We start from the raw sequence: 18,191 nt of genomic DNA, 5'->3' as shown, positions 1-18,191 counted from the left end.
ATATGTTATTAGCAAGTAAACATTTTACCCCTGTTATCGGAATTGATATTCATATCGTGATCATTCCACCTGGAATTCCTGTTCCAATTCCGCATCCATATATTGGTATGGTAGTGGATCCTATGGACTATGTCCCAATAATAGGTTCTACAGTGAATGTAAACTGTGTCCCCAAAGGGAATAGTGGTACCGCCGGTATGATAGGTACTGTGATTCATATTCCTATGGGTGGACCTTTTGCAATGGCACCAATGATAGGGCATGATTCTATGAACTTTTTTGGAAGTACAAAAGTAAGTGCGGAAGACGCCTACTTTACTCCTGCCGGATATATGACGATGACATGTAACGATATCGGTATGCCATTATCATTAACTCCTGGCAAAAAAATGAAACCCATACCAAGCTTATACCTACCCTCATCAATGAGTGTACCTCTACCCATGGGAAAACCGGTAAATGTAGGAGGACCATATGCACCCGATTTAATGGGTATGTTAATGGCTTTGGTTATGTCCTACGGTTTTGGGGCATTGATGAAAGGCGCTGGAAAAGGATTAACAAAGTTAAATCATAAAGTATTAAAAAAATTCCCAGCTACAGAAGGCCTGAGTAAAAAAATGTGTAAAATGGGATTTGAACCTGTAGACCTGATTACAGGCCGTATGGTTTATGAAGGAGAAGACTTTAGTATTGCCGGACAAATACCTATACGTTGGGAACGTAATTGGTATTCAGATTCTGCATATGAAGGAATGATGGGTCACGGAATGCATTGTAACTACGATCTTGCATTACATATAGATTATGATGAAGACGCAATAGTTATGAGATTACCTGACGGAAGAATAACTTCTTTTCCTCTATTAGTTGCAGAAAATAAATCGTCCTATAATAGAACAGAAAAACTTACGCTTACGTGTATCGACGGCACTACTTATGAAGTCATAGATCACCAATCTCGAGAAACCTATACGTATACTAAATATACAGATACACTATACAAACCAACAAGCCTAAGAAACTCTGAAGGTTTCAAAATACAATTCATATACAATGCCGTATATAAATTAGAACAAATCATTGATACTGCAGGAAGAAAAATTGATTTAGAGTTAGATGAGGAAAATAGGGTTACCAAAGTTACAGCCACACATCAGGGAGAAACTAGAACGCTAGTTCGGTATGCATATAATGAAGATGGAGATCTCATAAAAATAATAGATGCACTGGATCAGGCAACGGTTATGGAATATGAAAACCACCTGATGATCAAAAAAACGGATCGTAACGGACAGGCTTTCTACTGGAAATATGATGGGAAAGCTACAGGTGCTAAGTGTATTGAGACTTGGGGAGATGAAGGAATTCTTTCCGGAACCATAGAATATAACAAAGGATATAACATAATCACCAATTCACTTGACCAAGAGAGTATTTATTATTTTAATAATCTAAATCTATGTACTCAGGTCACAGACCCTATGGGTGACAGTATATTCCATGAATATACTCCTTATATGGAACCTTATCGAGATATTGATGAAGAAGGTAATATCACTGGATATAGTTATGACGAACGCGGAAATTTGACAGGTTTACACCAACCGGATGGTTCTGTTATTGGATTTGTTTATGATGAAAAAGATAGGTTAGTTCTTACTAAAGATCCATCAGGAGGTTCCGTAGTAAAAACCTTTGATCATGATCGTCTACATGCAGTAATTGGATTAGACGGAGGCGTTACTTCTTTCGAGTATAATGAATCGGGACTAATTAATGAAGTCAGAGATAATGCGGGAAACAGAACAAAACTCGAGTATGACGAAGATCATAACCTACATAAACTTACTCTACCTAATGGAGCAGCATCTAGCTGGAAATACGACCCATGGGGAAGATGTTTACATACTAGAAACTCCGAAGACCATCAACAACAATTCTTCTATGATGAGTTAGATCGTATTTATCAAATAAGACAAGCAGACACCAATATCATTAAGCTAAAGTACAATGCATATGATGAGGTCATCCAAACGGTGGATCAAAAGAAACGTGAAGTTAATTTTGATTACACTCCAATGGGAAGCCTTAAAATGAGAGAAGAAAATAGTAGAAAAGTCTACTTTAAATACGATACGGAAGAACAACTAAACACCATTACCAACGAGCATAATGAATCTTACCGTTTCTCCAGGAATGAAAAAGGAGAAATTGTAAGAGAAATTGGTTTTGATGGATTGACCAGAAAATATGATCGTGATCGCGCAGGAAAAGTTTTAAAAGTAAATCGTCCTGACGATAAATTCACAGAATATGAATACGATCTAAACGGAAGAATTACTCGTACAGAACATAGTGATGGCACTTGGGAAACCTATAGTTACGATCTTAATGGCAATCTGATTGAAGCCATTAATGAAAACAGTCGTGTACAACTCATAAGAGATACAGCAGGACGCATTATTGCAGAAAATCAGGATGGACATCTTGTAGAAAGTGAGTATGATAATCTAAGTAACAGAACTAATATCACCAGTAGCTTAGGTGCTAACATTGCCCTTACGAGAAACAAACTTGGTCTTATCCAGGAGGTTACAGCAAATAGCGTTCCCACTTCCGAAGGGGAGATATCAGACAAGGTCGGATCGAGGGGTTGGAACGCTCAATTCTCACATAACAGTCTTGGTATGGAAGTAGAAAGAATACTTCCTGGTGGGATCACTAATCATATCGAATATGATCATGCAGGTAGGCCCACACAACATAAAGTAACGGCGGGCAGCAGAGAAATGCGCCATCGTACATACACCTGGAATGTAAATGATCGATTGACCAAAATGGTAGATCGATTAACGAATGGTACCGTTGCATATAACTATGACGAGTTTAATAATTTAGCAGGAGCGCGTTATGAGAATAAGCAGTTTGACTATAAGCTGCCTGATGAAGTAGGTAATTTATACAGAACCGAAGGCAAGGGAGATCGAAAATATGGAACAGGAGGACAATTATTAGAAGCCGATGGTAATAAGTTTAAATACGATGCCGAAGGAAATCTAATCACAAAAATCAGTGCCACTGGCACATTTGAATATTCTTGGTACGGCAACGGAATGCTACGATCAGTTACTGATCCAAAAAATTGCACTACTGAATTTGAATACGACGCACTTGGTCGTCGTACCGCTAAGATCACAGATGTCAGCCTGAGCCTGTCGAAGGCCAATAAGCAAATAACAAGATTTGTGTGGGACGGCAATGTACCTCTCCATGAATGGAAATACGATCTCAAACAACGACCAGAATTGGTAGTAGATGAGTTTGGTATATTAAAAGAAAGTAAACCTGAACCAGTAGAAAATCTAATTACTTGGGTGTTTGATGAAGGTACTTTTAAACCGGCTGCCAAGATTACAGAAGACGACTCCTACTCTATCATCACAGACTATCTCGGTACTCCTGTAGAAATGTATAATAGCCAAGGAGAAAAAACCTGGCAGGTAGAATATGATATTTACGGAAAAGTACGTAAGTTAGCTAAAGGTTCTTTGGGAGATTGTCCGTTTAGATATCAGGGACAGTATGAAGATGTAGAAACTGGATTGTATTACAATAGGTTTCGATATTACTCACCGAATGAAGGGGTGTATATAACTAAAGATCCTTTAGGTCTTAAATCAGGTCAACATAACCTTTATTCTTATGTCTCGGATACTAATAGGCTATTAGATGTATTAGGTCTATTTCATCATAATGATACAGGTCATAACGTTTATGGTTTATATGATGTTGTTGGAGTTGATGATATGGGGGAAGATATCCTAGCAGACAAACCTTATTATGTTGGAATCACTAACGACTTAGACACAAGAAGGGCTGGACATACAACTTCTGGAAGATTAACAGATGACGGAAATACTGTTTTAAAACCTTTACATGAAGATATAACATACGGAGAAGCCCGAGGTTACGAACAAGCATATATTGAACACTATGAGACGAAAACCGGGACCGTTGGAGACGATATATCGCAAAAAAATAGAGGTAATAAAATTAATTCTTTTGATGTAGACAACACAACAAGAGACAGAGCAAGACAAAAAAGCTTCTCTGACAATAGAAAGAAAAAATTAAAACAACTTAAAGGTGCTTGTAAATAATAAACATGGCTAAACAAAAAAAAATCAAATTAGAAAAAGGTGATATTTTAAGTATTGACCTGGATAATAATGAATACGCATTCGCTAGAGTTCTATCTAAACTAAGTATTGGACACTGTATTGAAATTTTTGATCATATTGGTAGTAAACCTGATGATTATAAAAACATTAATTTTGGTTCACGACTACTACAACCCCAAATAATAGATTCTCATTCTCTGTTTTGGCTTGGTAAAGAGGGGAATTGGAACGTACTTGAAAAGCATGAAGACTACACTCCTCCTTCTAATGAAAATACTAAATTTGAATATGGAGATGAAAGTAATCCTACTCTAATCGATATTTTTGGTAATAAAGAAGAAAAAAGTAATAGTGACGAAAATAGATACCCTCCCTATATTCCGAAAGGTGATATTCAAATCAAAAAAATTATCAAATTTTGGAGAGCTAAGACTGCTCCTTCATAATAAAACTTTTCAGTAAGTTATTGAGTTCTTATAATTATTGATTAATACATTCTTAGTTTTGTAGAAAGGCATATAAAAAATTCTTACTAATAAAGAGTATACTTATTCTGATAAAATTATCTATGAGATTAATGAAGAATAGTAGATTTACAACTAGACCTAAATCATGAAAAATCTAAACGTTATGCAATTTATATGAGAATATTCCCGAATAAAAACAATGAATAAATCAGCCAATGAGCATAGTGGAGAAATATTCGCTATCCCCTTATTCTTTTCAACTGAAAAAGACACTAAGAGTTTTTCCAGAAATAAATTTGAAGACAAGGGTAAAGAGTTCGTTTTTTTGTAGTGTGATTGAAGATATTAAAGGTGGTCGTATATTAATAGAAGTCTTCGACCGTGTTGAAACACTCGATGAAATTTTGTTTGATATTTTGAAATCTAATCAATTGTTTTCTTCAATATAGACTTCTGGTTTAGGAATTGCTAAAAAACGATGGAAGAAAATTACAATAAGGAAAAAATTCAAATATTCAGAAATAACATTGGTAGCTAGAACATATGATGATTTGAGTTTATGAAAAGGAGGAGTAACCGTAGAAAATATTTCGGAAATTGAAGCGGAAAAGTATGGAAAATGGATAGTTTGGAGAGCTTCTCATTAAGAAAAACGTATTACAAAAGAACTATTTGGAGAAGTAGTTAACTAAACACAATTAATTTCCAATTTTCAAGTCTTTAGAATAAAGGTCTATTTCGATTTATGGTAAAAAGAACAACACCTTGGAAAGAAGGTAAAGTAATTAGTGTAGAAACACGTAAAGGCATATTTGTTTTAGCACAAATGCTAAAAAGCCCATACTTAAGATTTTATAATGCTTTTAGAGAAGATGATAATTGGGGAAAAGTTGATGTTAGCATTTTTGATACATTATTTGTAAATGGGGTTACAAGAGCATTCTTAAAAGCAAGCAACATAACAACTGTAAAAGAAGCAATTGCAGATAAAAAAAGGGAAGATTCTAAAGTTTGGATTAAAGGTAGCTCAGGAAATAGGAAAGTCAAAGCTTGGGAAGGTTCAGAAGATGAAAAAGAATTTTATATTCTTGGATCAGAACCTGGAAGAAGTTTAGTAGAAAGAGATATTTACAAAACAGGGAAATATGAACATCCAAGCGGACTCTTTGACAAAATTATTATTGAGAATATTCCATTAAACGCAAATGATATAATAGACAACCATGAAACAATGGGCTTAGCTGTATTTCCATTAACAAATGAACGTTTATATTTATGTTATAAAGTAGGTAAAAATGTAGACCCAACTAAAGACTTAAAGTTTAATAGAGAATTACCAAAAGATTATAAAATTGCAGTTGAGATAATGTCTGGCGGTGGAGGGAAAGAGAACAAAGAAAAAATACTAGATGAGTATTTTAGATAAAAAATTCAATTAGATGAAATATAAAATTGAATGAATCTCCGTTTTGTGAAGTCTTCTAGCTAAGAATTGTTAAAAACGCATATTTTATAATATAATAGGTATTGTTCTATGTTCTTAATGTAATCACATAATCTTGATATTGAAAATACAATATTGAATGGAAATAACATTAACCTCACAGATTGGTGGGTCGGATGCGGGAAGTAAATTTAGAAAGCCAATAGTAAAACTTCGAAAATCTTTAAAGTTACTTGAAGAAATAGAATACTCTGAGTCTATTCAGAAAATAAAAGTATTTCTTAGAATTAGTGGTGAAATAGAAAATTACAAAGAGTCGACAGGTGTTTATAATTATAGATTGGACAAAAAAAATAAAACTGCTTCCGCTGAAATAATTATATCAAATGAGTCTTGGAAACAAAGTGTCGATATTGGATTTCTTTTATCCGATTTAACCAAAATTTTCTTTAATGCTTTATCCGAATATTTAATTGAAAAAAACATAGAACTTAATAGAGAATCTTTGTTACGAGATGTTGAAAATATTGTAATAGCTAACAATAATTCCGGGAATTAAAATAACTTGAATAGCAGAATCTTAAATTAAGGAAATGCTTCAGATTCCGAAAAAAATTAAGTTCAAAATTCTAGAAAAAATGTAGATAAATTTCATTTCTTAATCCAACATTGATGTAGTATATTTAGAATTCTAATTAACCAACGATGAAAAATTTTAAAATCTATTACATCAATATACTTTTTCTCTGCTTTGCTTTTTCTCTTTTCGCACAGGATACTAGCTTGGAATATATAGAAACGGAAGCAGTTATTAAAGAAGTTAACTTTAAAGTTAGATCACGTAGATCCTCTGCAACTGCCAAAGTCGCTTATAAAACTATAGAAGGTGACAGTCTTACTAGTATAGTAAAACTAATGCATATCCCTTTTATAGGAGCTCTAGACAAGGAAGGCGATAGAATCAAGATACTATATAACAAAGAAACTCCACTCCTACTTACGACTAAAAGCACTTCTTTTTGGCAATCATATGGTTTATATTTTCTTGTTGGACTAGGTATTATTATCTTGTTATATAGATTCTTAAACAGATCCAAAAAGTAAGACATTAGAAATGATTTCATAAAGCAACAGCTTAAACTACATAAAAGTAGGACCTAATTTTTATGCTAAAAAATTAACATTTCGTTATATAAATCATTTTCGTAACTTTAAGAAGCTAATCACCTACATTATTTATGGCATTTACAGCAGACGAATTTGAATTTCTTAAAGAGAATACTTCGCTATTTCTTATCATATTGGATGACAAAGGAAACATCTGTAGAGTCAATAAACGATGTGAAATACTTTTCTCTTTACCAACAGACAAGATCATTGGAGAATCGATATATACATTTTTACTCGATAAAGATGAATCAGATTTCAAAGAAACCATTGCTCAACTTTCTGAAAATAAAAAACAGCTAAAAAGAACCTTTGGGTTCGCTACTGTAGTTTCTGAAGCTATCCTATATATAAAATTTGATCTTGTTTATAACGATAACAAAATCTACGCCTCGGGAATAGATGTTACTGAGGAAAACGAGGAACATAATTTCTTAAAGACCTTGTCTAGATTAACCAAAACTGGAGCTTGGCATTATGATCCAATCCACGATCAAGTATACTTTTCTGATGAATGTTATCGTTTACACGATCTAGAACCTGGTACTTCTTTAAGTATGACAGAAGCCTTATTCTATTATCCTGAAGCATCTAGAGAACGTATTAAAAACTATTGGGATAATCTTATTCATCAAGGAATCGCTTACGATTATACAGATCAAATAATCACTAAAAAAGGTGAACAAAAATGGATTCGTGTGATTGCAGAAGCCGTAAAGCACAAGGACAAAGTAGTTTTCGTTAATGGTAGTTTCGCAGATATTACAGAAAGACATAACTATTTAGAAAAACTAAAATACAATGAAGAAACCAAACGTTTAGCTTTAAAAGGTATTCGATCTGGTTTGTTTGATCATCATTTTGATAGAAATGCTACTTACTATAGTAGTGATTTAAAAAAAATGCTTGGTTTACCCCTCGACAAGGATTTTATATCTCCGGATTTATTACAAGAATTGATTCATCCAGATGATCTACAAGATTCTATTAAACGTCATATAAAGGGTCTAAAAAAAGAAGGTAATTATTACTTAAATCATTATAGAATAAAAGATAAAGACGGTGAGTATAAATATTACGAAGTTCATGGATATCGTAAAAAAGATAAAAACAATAGAACTACCAGAATGATTGGTAATCTCATTGATATACATCAGAAAAAAATAAACGAACGAACCATAGCGGAAAATCAAAGCCGATTGTTAGCAATGGTAAATAATGGTTTTGCCTATACCGTGCTCCTAAATACAGTCGGAGAAATCTTAATGGCAGATGAGAACTCCATAAACATCATAAAAAGAGATTTTAACGTAGACCCTACTCTTACAGTATCTCGCTTTATAGACGTAATGCCCCTTAATTTTAAAAATACCTTTGCCCATGAATTCAATGAAGCGTTAAAAGGTGAAACAGTTAAAAAAGAAATTGAAAGAATTACACATAAAGGTTCTATACAATGGTTAGAATCAAAATATACCCCTATTAAAGATTTAGAAAATAATATTAACTCCATTTTAGTTAGTTTTCATGATATTACAGAACAAAAATCAGCGGAACTTGCCATAAAACAGGCTCATATAAAAGAACAAGAATTAAGCAGTTTAAAATCTAATATATTATCCAATTTTAGTCACGAAATAAGAACTCCTTTAAATGGTATTATTACGATTAGCAATCTATTATTACTCGGAGAAGAGAATCCAAATGACCGCAAAAAACTAGCTACGTATCTAGATGAGAGTAAAGAAAGGCTTCTTGCTACTATTAATAACCTTTCTCATTATAGTGAAATAGAAACTATCCAAAAAAATCTTAATTATATAGAAGCAGATATTAATTACACAGTAGAGACTTCTTATAGAGAATATCGCCATTTTGCAAATTCTAAAAATTTGGATTATATCTTGGAACTAGATGAAAGCTGCCCTTCTGCTGTTATTGATGTAGACATATTTCATACAGCAATAAACAATATTATTCACAATGCCATTAAGTATACCAAGAAAGGTAAAGTGATTGTGAATGTAAAAGCTAAAAAAAGAAGCATTCGTATTTCTATAAAAGATTCAGGAATTGGAATTGGAAAAGACAGTCTAAGAAAGATATTTGATCCTTTTGTACAGGAAAGTATTGGATTGAGTCGTAAATATGAAGGTACCGGAATCGGTTTAAGCTTATCCAAAAGATATATTGAAATACTTGGAGGAAAAATTAAGGTTATTAGTAAATTGGAAAAAGGAACTAAGTTTATCATTACAATCCCAAAAAAAATATGAATATACTTTACGTAGAAGATAATAAGATAAACGCTATGGTTATGAATAAGATGCTATCTAAAAATGTATCCAATGTCATAATTGCAGAGAATGGTCCAACTGCTCTAAAAATAGTTAAAGAATCGTCCCCTGATTTAATTTTGGTAGATATCAATCTTGGGTTAAACCAAATGGATGGATGTGAATTATTAAAGCGTCTTAAGAAATTAGACATATTAAAAAACATTCCTATATATGCCGTGACGGCTTACGCAATGCCTGGTGACGCTCAGAAATTCATTAAAATTGGATTTGATAAATACTTTTCGAAGCCTGTCAATTTCGAAAAACTTTTATCTGCTATCTCTAACGTATCTTCGTAAATAAATTAAAAAAGGTGAGCGTTAAAAACAAACACTCACCTTTTTATAAATACTATTTATTTGTATTTTTTTATTGTTGTTCATAATCAGAATCCCAGTCAGTTCCATCATCTCCTTTTTGACCATCCATCTTAATCATAAAGTTTTTTGCCGGAAAATAAGGTTTCATATGTATATCAAGATATACTCTATCCTTTTGATTTGGATCTTGCTCAAAACGTTTAATAGAAAAATCTTCGATTAATTGATCTGGACCGGTAATTTCATCTAGGAACTTAACAATTTGTCCCATCAGTTCTTTACGAGTTCTGGCATTAAAGTTTTCGAATGCTCTTCTATTCAAGAAGTCCATAAGTACCTTGGTAACATAATCAAATACCCTAACTACAGAATACGTTTGTAATCCTAGGTTATCCCCATTAAACAAGGTTTTTGCAGAAAAGGCCATCACCTTTCCATACTCATTAACCATAGGTACTAATCCGAGTTTTTCTAACTGAGCGATTTCACTTTTCTTTAGATCAAATCGAACTCCATCCACTTCATTAATTCCACCATGTTTCTTACCTGCAGCAACCTGAGACATCAACGTTCTATATACCTGCCCGGCTAATGCACTTGATGGCGGTACAAAAAGATCATCTTCTTCTCCAACTTCATCATGCTTTCCTCTTCCTACTAACCAGTTACAAGCCATCATCACATTGGATCTATACTTATCACCACCTGTAAGGTTAGCAGCTTCAAACATTTCCATAACATCATCTGGTTCATCAAGATGTTCAAAATCGGTAATCATCATTACCTTATTTTCGTGAGCTATTTTAGCCCATTTTTCTACTACTTTGTTAGAACCAAGATATCCAGGTATTACTAAAATACCGTAGTTATCTCTTAAATCTAAACGGTCATATCCTTGTACTAGCTCTTCTTGAATAGCATCAATAAATCTAGTATTATCAAGATCCTTTAACTGCTCAAGTTCAGCATTCATGATATTAATATTTTTAACTTTTTGAGACTCTGTATTCTTGAAGAATAATGCAACTGATCTATAAGATTGCTCCAATTCTCTTGTTTGCTCCAGTGCTGCTCCTAAGTTTTTTTCTAAAGATTTACCAGCGATTTCCGAACGCTTTTCAGATTCTTCAACCATTTCCGAAATATCATCAGATGATGATAAAACATCTCTCCAAATCTCTAATGTCTTTTCGAGTTTAGCTCTCTCTAATTTTTTAGTTGATTCCGTAAGAAAAATCTTTTTACGTGCTTTACGATCAGGATTCATGTTCTGAACGTCATCTATACACGCTTCTAAAAGATCAAAACCACCATATTTGGCTAATTTCTCTTCATTTATTTTTAGCTCCTTTGCTGGATTTTCTATTTTAACACTCTCTTGAGCTTGTTTTCCTGCTGCCATGTACTTTATGTCTTTATCTTTTAACCTTGTTGTAATTCTGCCAATAATGATTCTATAGATCTAATCAATGCCTGTTTAGCATCTGGATCTGCCAAAGCAGTTTTTAAGATCTTATTTGATTTAAGTTGTTTTACAACTTTAAGATACTGATCTTTTTCTGTATCTAAATCATTTAAGAACTTACTTTGATTTATAATCCCTTTTTTTCCAAAATTACCTAAATGGCTAAACTTTAACGTTTCTTTACTTTCTACTCCATCCGCATCTTCGAATTCTACATCTACTTCAGGCTTATAATTTTCAAATACGTGATCAATAGATGTCAAACCATTTACTATCTGTGGCTTAATTGGCTGATCCTGTGTTAATTTCTGAACAAGAAGTGTTTTATTTTGTCCGATTTCCAATATAGCTTCACTAGCATCGGTTTTAACCTCTGTTCCTCCTAATCCATATGTGTTGTTGCTCATACTTTCTTATCTTAATAATGATTGTGAATTATAAATATACTAATTTTATCGCAGGATACGGTCTTTATTCGTATGACCACTGCATTTTTTCATCTTTTACATCAAGACTCACCTTACTCCCTTTACCTATCTTACCTGTAATCAACATCTTAGACAAAGGACCTCTCAAATCAGTTCTAATGACTCCACGTAAAGGTCTTGCCCCATACTTGGGGGTAAATCCCTTATATGCAAGATATTCCTGAGCCGCTTCAGTCAACTCTAGAGTTACTTCTTGCTTATTTAATGCTTTGAGTAAATCTTTTAGTTGAATATTAAAGATCTTAATTACGTTATCCTTTGTTATCGGAGCAAACGGAACAATTTCGGTAAGTCGTCCTAAAAACTCCGGTCTAAAATGTCTCCCCATAAGTTCCAAAAGATCAGAGGATTTAGGAATTTCCCCATCTGTAAACGATTTTACAACATGTTCACTACCAATATTAGAAGTAAATAAAATTACAGCGTTAGAGAAATCTCCAGTTTTCCCAAGTCTATCGTTTAGTTTTCCTTCATCTAAAATCTGAAGGAAAATATCAAACACTGAAGGGTGTGCTTTCTCTATTTCATCAAAAAGCACTATTGAATATGGTTTTTGTCTTATTTTATTAACTAATAAACCTCCTTCTTCATAACCGACATACCCTGGAGGCGCCCCATATAGTAACGCCGCAGAATGTTCTTCTTTAAACTCTGACATATCGAATCTAATGATAGCATCTTCGGTCTGAAACAAAAACTCCGCTAGAGATTTTGCTAACTCCGTTTTACCTGTACCAGTTGGGCCCGTAAAAAAGAAAGATCCTGTAGGTAAACCAGGTTTGCTCAAACCTGATCTGGATTCTAATACCGCTTCAGAAATTGTCTTAATCGCATGATCTTGTCCAATCACTCTTTTCTTAAGATGATCTTCCATATTCAACAATCTTTCTTTTTCATCTGCCTGAAGTTTTCCTACCGGAATCCCTGTTTTATTCGCTATAGTTGCAGAAACATCATTTTTATTAATAAACGTTTTCTCTTCTGAAGCTTTCTTAAAAAACTGGTCTAAAATAGCAACAATTTTTGTTTTATAATTATCAAAAGTTTCCTCTCCAAGAACCATTTCATCTTCCCCCAATTCATTAAATAACAAATAACTAAACTTGCTTTTGAGATTATTATATATCCAACTTACTGAACTAACTTTTTCTGTTTCTTCTAACTCCTTTTCTCCTATTTCTTTTACTTCTTTTAATAATGTTTCAACATTATTAGCCGTCGTTTCTATCATATATCGAGAAGCAGACATTGTTCTATCTAATAAGTCAATAGCTGCATCAGGAAGACTTCTATCTTTATTAAAACGTTTAGAAAGCCGTATCGCCTCTGCAATTGTTTCATCAATAACATCTAGGCTATGATGATTTTTATATTTATCTATAGTATTAGAAATCATTGTAAGTGTATCTTCTTCCGAAGGTTCGTCAAGAGCAACAATCTCGAATCTTCTTGTAAGTCCTTCGTCAGTTTCTACATGTTTACGATATGCGTCATTGGTAGCTGTGGCTATAAAAGTTACTTCACCTTTAGCCAACTCCGATTTTAAAATATTTACTAATCCCTGATTACCACTATTCTTATCGGTAAGATTATTTATTTCATCAATTAGTAAAACAGGCTTATCAAATTCTTTTAGCGCTACTAAAATCTTTTTAAACCGATCCTCTACTTCACTTTTATAACTTGCTCCTGAAACAAGGTTTATAAAATCCAACTCATAGATCTGAGCATCTTTTAATGACTCTGGCACATTACCATTAACCACAGCTTCAGAAAAACCATCTAACAGAACTGTTTTTCCGACACCTGGTTCACCAGTAATAAGAACATTAGGTTTAGAATGTCTTCCTAATATCTCAGTAATCATCTTTATTTCTCCATCTCTACCAAAAACATCATCTAACTGCTTGTTTTTAGCAGCAAAAGTTTTATCAAAACAATACTCGTCCAGAATTCCAGCATCACTTTTCTGCCCAGTAGAACTTGTTACTCCACTTTTAGTAGCACTAGTTTTTCCGGCCACCGTTTTACCTTGTGTTGCTGCAATTAAAACCTCATCAGCTTTAAGAGGTAATGTTTTAAGCTGTTCGTAAGAGAATCCAACTCCAGGTGTACATAGCGCTATTAGTACAGCTTTTGGTGTAATCTCATCTTCTCCTAATTTAAGCTTCAATGTATCCGCTTCATTAAATACAGCTTCAACAGATTTATCTCCGGGAATTGCATCAGAAATATTAACTACCCTAGGTAAGGCCTCTATTCTAACTTCGGACCATTCTTCATAATAATAGATATCTCCGTCAATTTGGTTAAAAAAGTCCTTTAATCCTACATCTTTATGCAAAAGAGCTTTTAATAAATGAGCAGCATTATACTGATCATTATGATACTCTTTAGCAATAGATTGTGCTATATGAATAGCATTATTCACTTTTGGTGATAATGTATAGTCTAAAATTTGCATGAAGTTGGTTTTTCGTAAAGTAAATAAATAACCTAATAATTAGCAAAAAAATATAGGTTAGCTCGAAATAAAACTTGATTTTTTTCGATATCCCTTAGCTTTTCATCTAATTGTTGTATAAAATATACTTTCCGAAATCAAAAGTATACTATTTTCCCTAATCTTTTTACCTAGTTTTTAGGTAAAACATACCCCCTGTTTTCAGGTAGTTTTGAATATGAAATATACATCCTATTTTAATTTCTGATGGAATCTGAAATCCGACAATATAAATTGTCATCTTACAACATCAAAAACAATTAATTCGTTTAGCTTATCGAATCTGAGAAAATCTAATTCCGAGTTGTTTTTCCAGATCTCTAATCACTCTTAATTCTTGCTTAACTATTAATGCTAATGAGACCCCTGTTTTTCCAGCTCTTGCCGTTCTACCACTTCGATGTGTATAATACTCTATTTGATCTGGTAATTGAAAATGAACTACAAACGCTAAATCGGCTACGTCAATTCCTCTAGCAGCAACATCTGTTGAAACCAATAAACCAAGAGAACCTTTTTTGAAGGCACGCATTACCTTATCTCTATCTTTCTGAATCATATCACCTTCTAGCAAACCTACCTCGTGATTTTTTGCAATAAGTTGCTTCGACAATTTGCGTGCTGCCGCTTTAGTTTTTGTAAAAATGATACCTCTTTGATTTTTTTGAGATTTAAGAAAATAGGTTAATGTATCTAATTTATTTACTTCTTCTCCAACAACAAATTGATGTTCAATCCCTTTATTAACAGCATCGTTTTTGTCTACGGATACTCGTACCGCATTTTTATCTACATAAGAATTAATAATTTCATTGAGGGCAGATGGTATAGTAGCCGAGAACAGCCAAACATTTCGTCGACCTTTAGTTTTGCTTAAAATTGTTGTGAGATCTTTTTTAAATCCCATACTCAACATCTCATCAGCTTCATCCATAACAATGGTCTTGATTTTAGAGATATCAACTGCTTTTCTTTCTATTAGATCTATAAGCCTACCTGGAGTCGCTACAATTATATGCGTAGGTCTTTTTAATCTTGAGAGTTGTATTTCGATCTTTTCTCCTCCGTAAACGGATTCCGTAAAAATTTTATCTGTATACTTAGTGAACTTAAATAGTTGTTTCGCAATTTGTTGTCCTAATTCTCTGGTGGGAGCCAATACTAAGGCCTGAACTTCTTTCTTTTTAGGATCAATAGCTGTTAATAAAGGAATACCAAAAGCAGCTGTCTTTCCTGTACCTGTCTGAGCTTTACCTATAAAATCTATTTGATTATTGATAAGAACAGGTAATGTTTGTTCTTGAATTTTGGTAGGGATAGTAATTCCCATTTCTTTTAGACCTTTATTTAGATCTTTAGGAACACCTAATTCTGAAAATTTCATCCTTATTTTGTTTTAGAGTACAAAAATAGATGAATATATTCATTGCCCAACTAAATATATCAATACATCATATAAAACATCAAGGTATTAACACGAAATTTTCATGAAATAATCAAATAATTGTTTTTTTAAGGTTAATCCTCTTTTATGAAAATGAGACTTATCCATACAGAAACCTCCTGAACAATTAAAGTCAGATCCTTCGTCAGACGAAATGATATCAATAAGTGAAATACTCTCAGAATGCATATGACAGATTTGTTCCAGAGTATGTTCGGAATGGTTATGGGAATCGTGAGAGTCCAATTCAAAATTTGAAATGTAAGAAAAAACGTTCTTTCTATTAAAACCGTCCATTTCAAAATTTGTTGATATCTCTAAAATTGTTACTTGATTATCAAACAGGACTTTAGCTTCCTTAACATCTTCTTTCTGAGCTATTAATAAAGGGGATACTAATAAAAAAACTAATAATAAAGTGGGGTGTAGTTGTTTAGTCATACGTATTTTTTTGGCTTGTTAATACAAATTCAAAGTAAGCCTGTTTTTAAATAAATCTTCGGAAATTTAGGCCGTATTATTTAAAATCATCGGCAAAATACACATAAATAGGTTTAAGTGCAATATATTTTAAAACTTTAACACTATTCGCGACTGATTATAGCTACAAAATCAAAGTTTAATGAATCCTTTAAGTAAAAACTGAACTAAAATAAGGTTGCTCCATCAGATGAATGATTGGGTAAATTAAGACTTGTCCCTAATTCCTTATTAAGTAATTCAATAAAATATTTGGACAATAGTGGAGATTCTTGCTCGATATTCTGATGTACAAAAAAATGAATATCTTCTATACCTTGTGCTTTCCAGAATTTTAATCGACTCACCCAGTCGTCCAATCTTGTATAATCCGTTTCGTGATTAGCACCTACATATCTTATAAAAGCTTCCTTATTAGTAAGCCTCATATGTAATAAATCTCTTCTACCTGCAGAATCCGTAATGATATTTGCTATATTATTATTTTCTAATAAATTATAAAGTTCATTAGCAACTATTGCATCGTTAAACCAATCTGTATGTCTAAATTCTATTGATAAACGTAATTCCTTAGGCCACTTTTCTACAAAATTCACAACTCTATCAAAATACTTAGGAGTAAAATTACTATGCATTTGTAAAAAAATAGTCCCCAATTTCTCCTTTAAATGGATAGCACTAGACAGATATTGATCAACATAAGGTTGCACATCTTCGTTTAACCTTTTAAGGTGTGATATATTCTGAACTAGTTTAGGAAAAAACTTAAACCCTTCTGGAGTTTTATCGTACCATTTCTTAAATTGATCTTCAGAAAAGATTCTATAGAAAGTAGCATTTAACTCTATAGAATTAAACTGTCTTGAATAATAATGTAATTCATCTTTTGTACCTCTTGGATAAAAACCTTTTAAATCTTGTTTATTCCATTTAGCACATCCTACATATACAGACAAATTCTTTTTTCTTTCTTTTTGTAAAACTCTTAAAGTATCCTCATGATCTTTCGGTAATACAAAATTTATGCTTTCAGGGTGTTCTACTTTGCCAAATTTCATAACTTTTATTTAAAAAGATTACCATAAATAGTGTAACAAAAATAAGATTCGAATGACTAACTTTACAGTAACAACAATAAAAAATTTAACAATGAATACTTTAAAATCATTAATAGTAGGTTTAATTATCGCAATTATTGCTCCAGCAAGTGCCCAAACGGCTGATGAAATTGTAGCAAATTATCTAGAAAACACTGGAGGAAAAGAAAACTGGGAAAAACTAGAAAGTGTAGAAATGGTTGGGGTTATGAAAATGCAAGGAATGGAAATTCCTTTTGAACAAGTATCTACAAAAGATGGAAAACAATTGGTTACTATAGAATTACAAGGAAATCGTATGGTATGGTCTGCGTTTGATGGAGAAACCTCTTGGCAGAGAAACCAAATGACCATGGAAGCTGAGAAAAGTGATAGTGAAGCTACAGAAAATATGAAAAAGCAAACTAAAGATTTCCCGGATCCATTTTTAAATTATAAGGAAAAAGGATACAGCATCGAATTAGTTGGAAAAGAAACTGTTGATGGAACCGAAACTTTTAAAATAAAAATGACCAAAGATCCAATTATAGTAGATGGTCAATCTCTACCTAACATTGTTCACTATTATTTTGATACAGAAAATTTTGTACCTATCATCATTGAGACGCAAATGAACCAAGGTCCTATGAAAGGACAAACCATAAAGTCTTCTATTAGCGACTATCAAGAAGTAAATGGAGTTTATTTTCCGTTTACAGTAGGAAGTGAGTTTCAAACTATGAACTTCAAAGAAATCAAACTAAACCCAGAAGTTGATAGTGCAAAATTTGCTTTCCCAGAAAAGAAATAAACC

15 protein-coding genes are annotated in these 18,191 nt (G+C 32.8%); 9 read left to right on the top strand and 6 right to left on the bottom strand.

From position 1 onward, the window contains the following. The first annotated feature begins 2 nt into the window (after positions 1-2). The 8 genes from D1818_RS24325 (at position 3) to D1818_RS24290 (ending at position 9,900) form a co-directional block, all read left to right on the top strand. The gene (locus D1818_RS24325) at positions 3-4,163 is read left to right on the top strand and encodes a DUF6531 domain-containing protein (protein WP_118462880.1); all 4,161 of its coding nucleotides are present in this window, start codon (positions 3-5) and stop codon (positions 4,161-4,163) included. A 5-nt stretch (positions 4,164-4,168) separates the two neighbouring features. Continuing rightward, the gene (locus tag D1818_RS24320; protein ID WP_118462877.1) at positions 4,169-4,630 is read left to right on the top strand and encodes an Imm26 family immunity protein; all 462 of its coding nucleotides are present in this window, start codon (positions 4,169-4,171) and stop codon (positions 4,628-4,630) included. Between the two features lie 220 nt (positions 4,631-4,850). Next, a complete protein-coding gene (locus D1818_RS25835) occupies positions 4,851-4,982 on the top strand; it encodes a hypothetical protein (RefSeq protein WP_255424794.1) in 132 nt (43 codons plus the stop codon). Between the two features lie 414 nt (positions 4,983-5,396). Then, the gene (locus D1818_RS24310; RefSeq protein ID WP_118462871.1) at positions 5,397-6,077 is read left to right on the top strand and encodes a hypothetical protein; all 681 of its coding nucleotides are present in this window, start codon (positions 5,397-5,399) and stop codon (positions 6,075-6,077) included. 157 nt (positions 6,078-6,234) lie between these two features. After that, positions 6,235-6,654 carry an Imm12 family immunity protein gene (locus D1818_RS24305; RefSeq protein ID WP_118462868.1) on the top strand — a complete coding sequence of 140 codons (420 nt, stop codon included), beginning with the start codon at positions 6,235-6,237 and terminating at the stop codon, positions 6,652-6,654. 146 nt (positions 6,655-6,800) lie between these two features. Continuing rightward, positions 6,801-7,199: a DUF3592 domain-containing protein gene (locus tag D1818_RS24300; protein ID WP_118462865.1), complete on the top strand. Its 399-nt coding sequence runs from the start codon at positions 6,801-6,803 to the stop codon at positions 7,197-7,199. A gap of 134 nt (positions 7,200-7,333) precedes the next feature. Beyond that, complete coding sequence (locus D1818_RS24295; RefSeq protein ID WP_118462862.1) at positions 7,334-9,538, top strand: PAS domain S-box protein; 2,205 nt, start codon at positions 7,334-7,336, stop codon at positions 9,536-9,538. Next, on the top strand, positions 9,535-9,900 hold the full coding sequence (locus D1818_RS24290; protein ID WP_118462859.1) for a response regulator: 366 nt from the start codon (positions 9,535-9,537) through the stop codon (positions 9,898-9,900). The genes D1818_RS24295 and D1818_RS24290 overlap by 4 nt, the downstream gene beginning before the upstream one ends. 70 nt (positions 9,901-9,970) lie before the next feature. Here D1818_RS24290 and D1818_RS24285 read toward each other — a convergent pair whose 3' ends face one another. From D1818_RS24285 to D1818_RS24260, 6 genes are all read right to left on the bottom strand, one after another. Continuing rightward, positions 9,971-11,323, bottom strand: a complete 1,353-nt coding sequence (locus D1818_RS24285) for a DUF5458 family protein (protein WP_118462856.1) — start codon at positions 11,321-11,323, stop codon at positions 9,971-9,973. A 20-nt stretch (positions 11,324-11,343) separates the two neighbouring features. Next, positions 11,344-11,793: a hypothetical protein gene (locus tag D1818_RS24280; protein WP_118462853.1), complete on the bottom strand. Its 450-nt coding sequence runs from the start codon at positions 11,791-11,793 to the stop codon at positions 11,344-11,346. A gap of 64 nt (positions 11,794-11,857) precedes the next feature. Continuing rightward, positions 11,858-14,338 carry an ATP-dependent Clp protease ATP-binding subunit gene (locus D1818_RS24275; RefSeq protein ID WP_162897306.1) on the bottom strand — a complete coding sequence of 827 codons (2,481 nt, stop codon included), beginning with the start codon at positions 14,336-14,338 and terminating at the stop codon, positions 11,858-11,860. 313 nt (positions 14,339-14,651) lie between these two features. Then, a complete protein-coding gene (locus D1818_RS24270; protein WP_118462850.1) occupies positions 14,652-15,761 on the bottom strand; it encodes a DEAD/DEAH box helicase in 1,110 nt (369 codons plus the stop codon). An 87-nt stretch (positions 15,762-15,848) separates the two neighbouring features. After that, positions 15,849-16,262: a hypothetical protein gene (locus D1818_RS24265; RefSeq protein ID WP_118462847.1), complete on the bottom strand. Its 414-nt coding sequence runs from the start codon at positions 16,260-16,262 to the stop codon at positions 15,849-15,851. A gap of 206 nt (positions 16,263-16,468) precedes the next feature. Continuing rightward, on the bottom strand, positions 16,469-17,359 hold the full coding sequence (locus tag D1818_RS24260) for a DUF72 domain-containing protein (protein ID WP_118462843.1): 891 nt from the start codon (positions 17,357-17,359) through the stop codon (positions 16,469-16,471). A 91-nt stretch (positions 17,360-17,450) separates the two neighbouring features. Here D1818_RS24260 and D1818_RS24255 point away from each other — a divergent pair, with 91 nt between their 5' ends. Next, positions 17,451-18,188, top strand: coding sequence for an outer membrane lipoprotein-sorting protein (locus tag D1818_RS24255; RefSeq protein ID WP_118464096.1), 738 nt, complete (start codon positions 17,451-17,453; stop codon positions 18,186-18,188). Positions 18,189-18,191 lie beyond the last annotated feature (3 nt).

The organism is Aquimarina sp. BL5, from assembly GCF_003443675.1.
In the GTDB taxonomy this organism is placed as follows: Bacteria; Bacteroidota; Bacteroidia; order Flavobacteriales; family Flavobacteriaceae; genus Aquimarina.
This window is presented reverse-complemented; position numbering and strand designations above follow the sequence as displayed.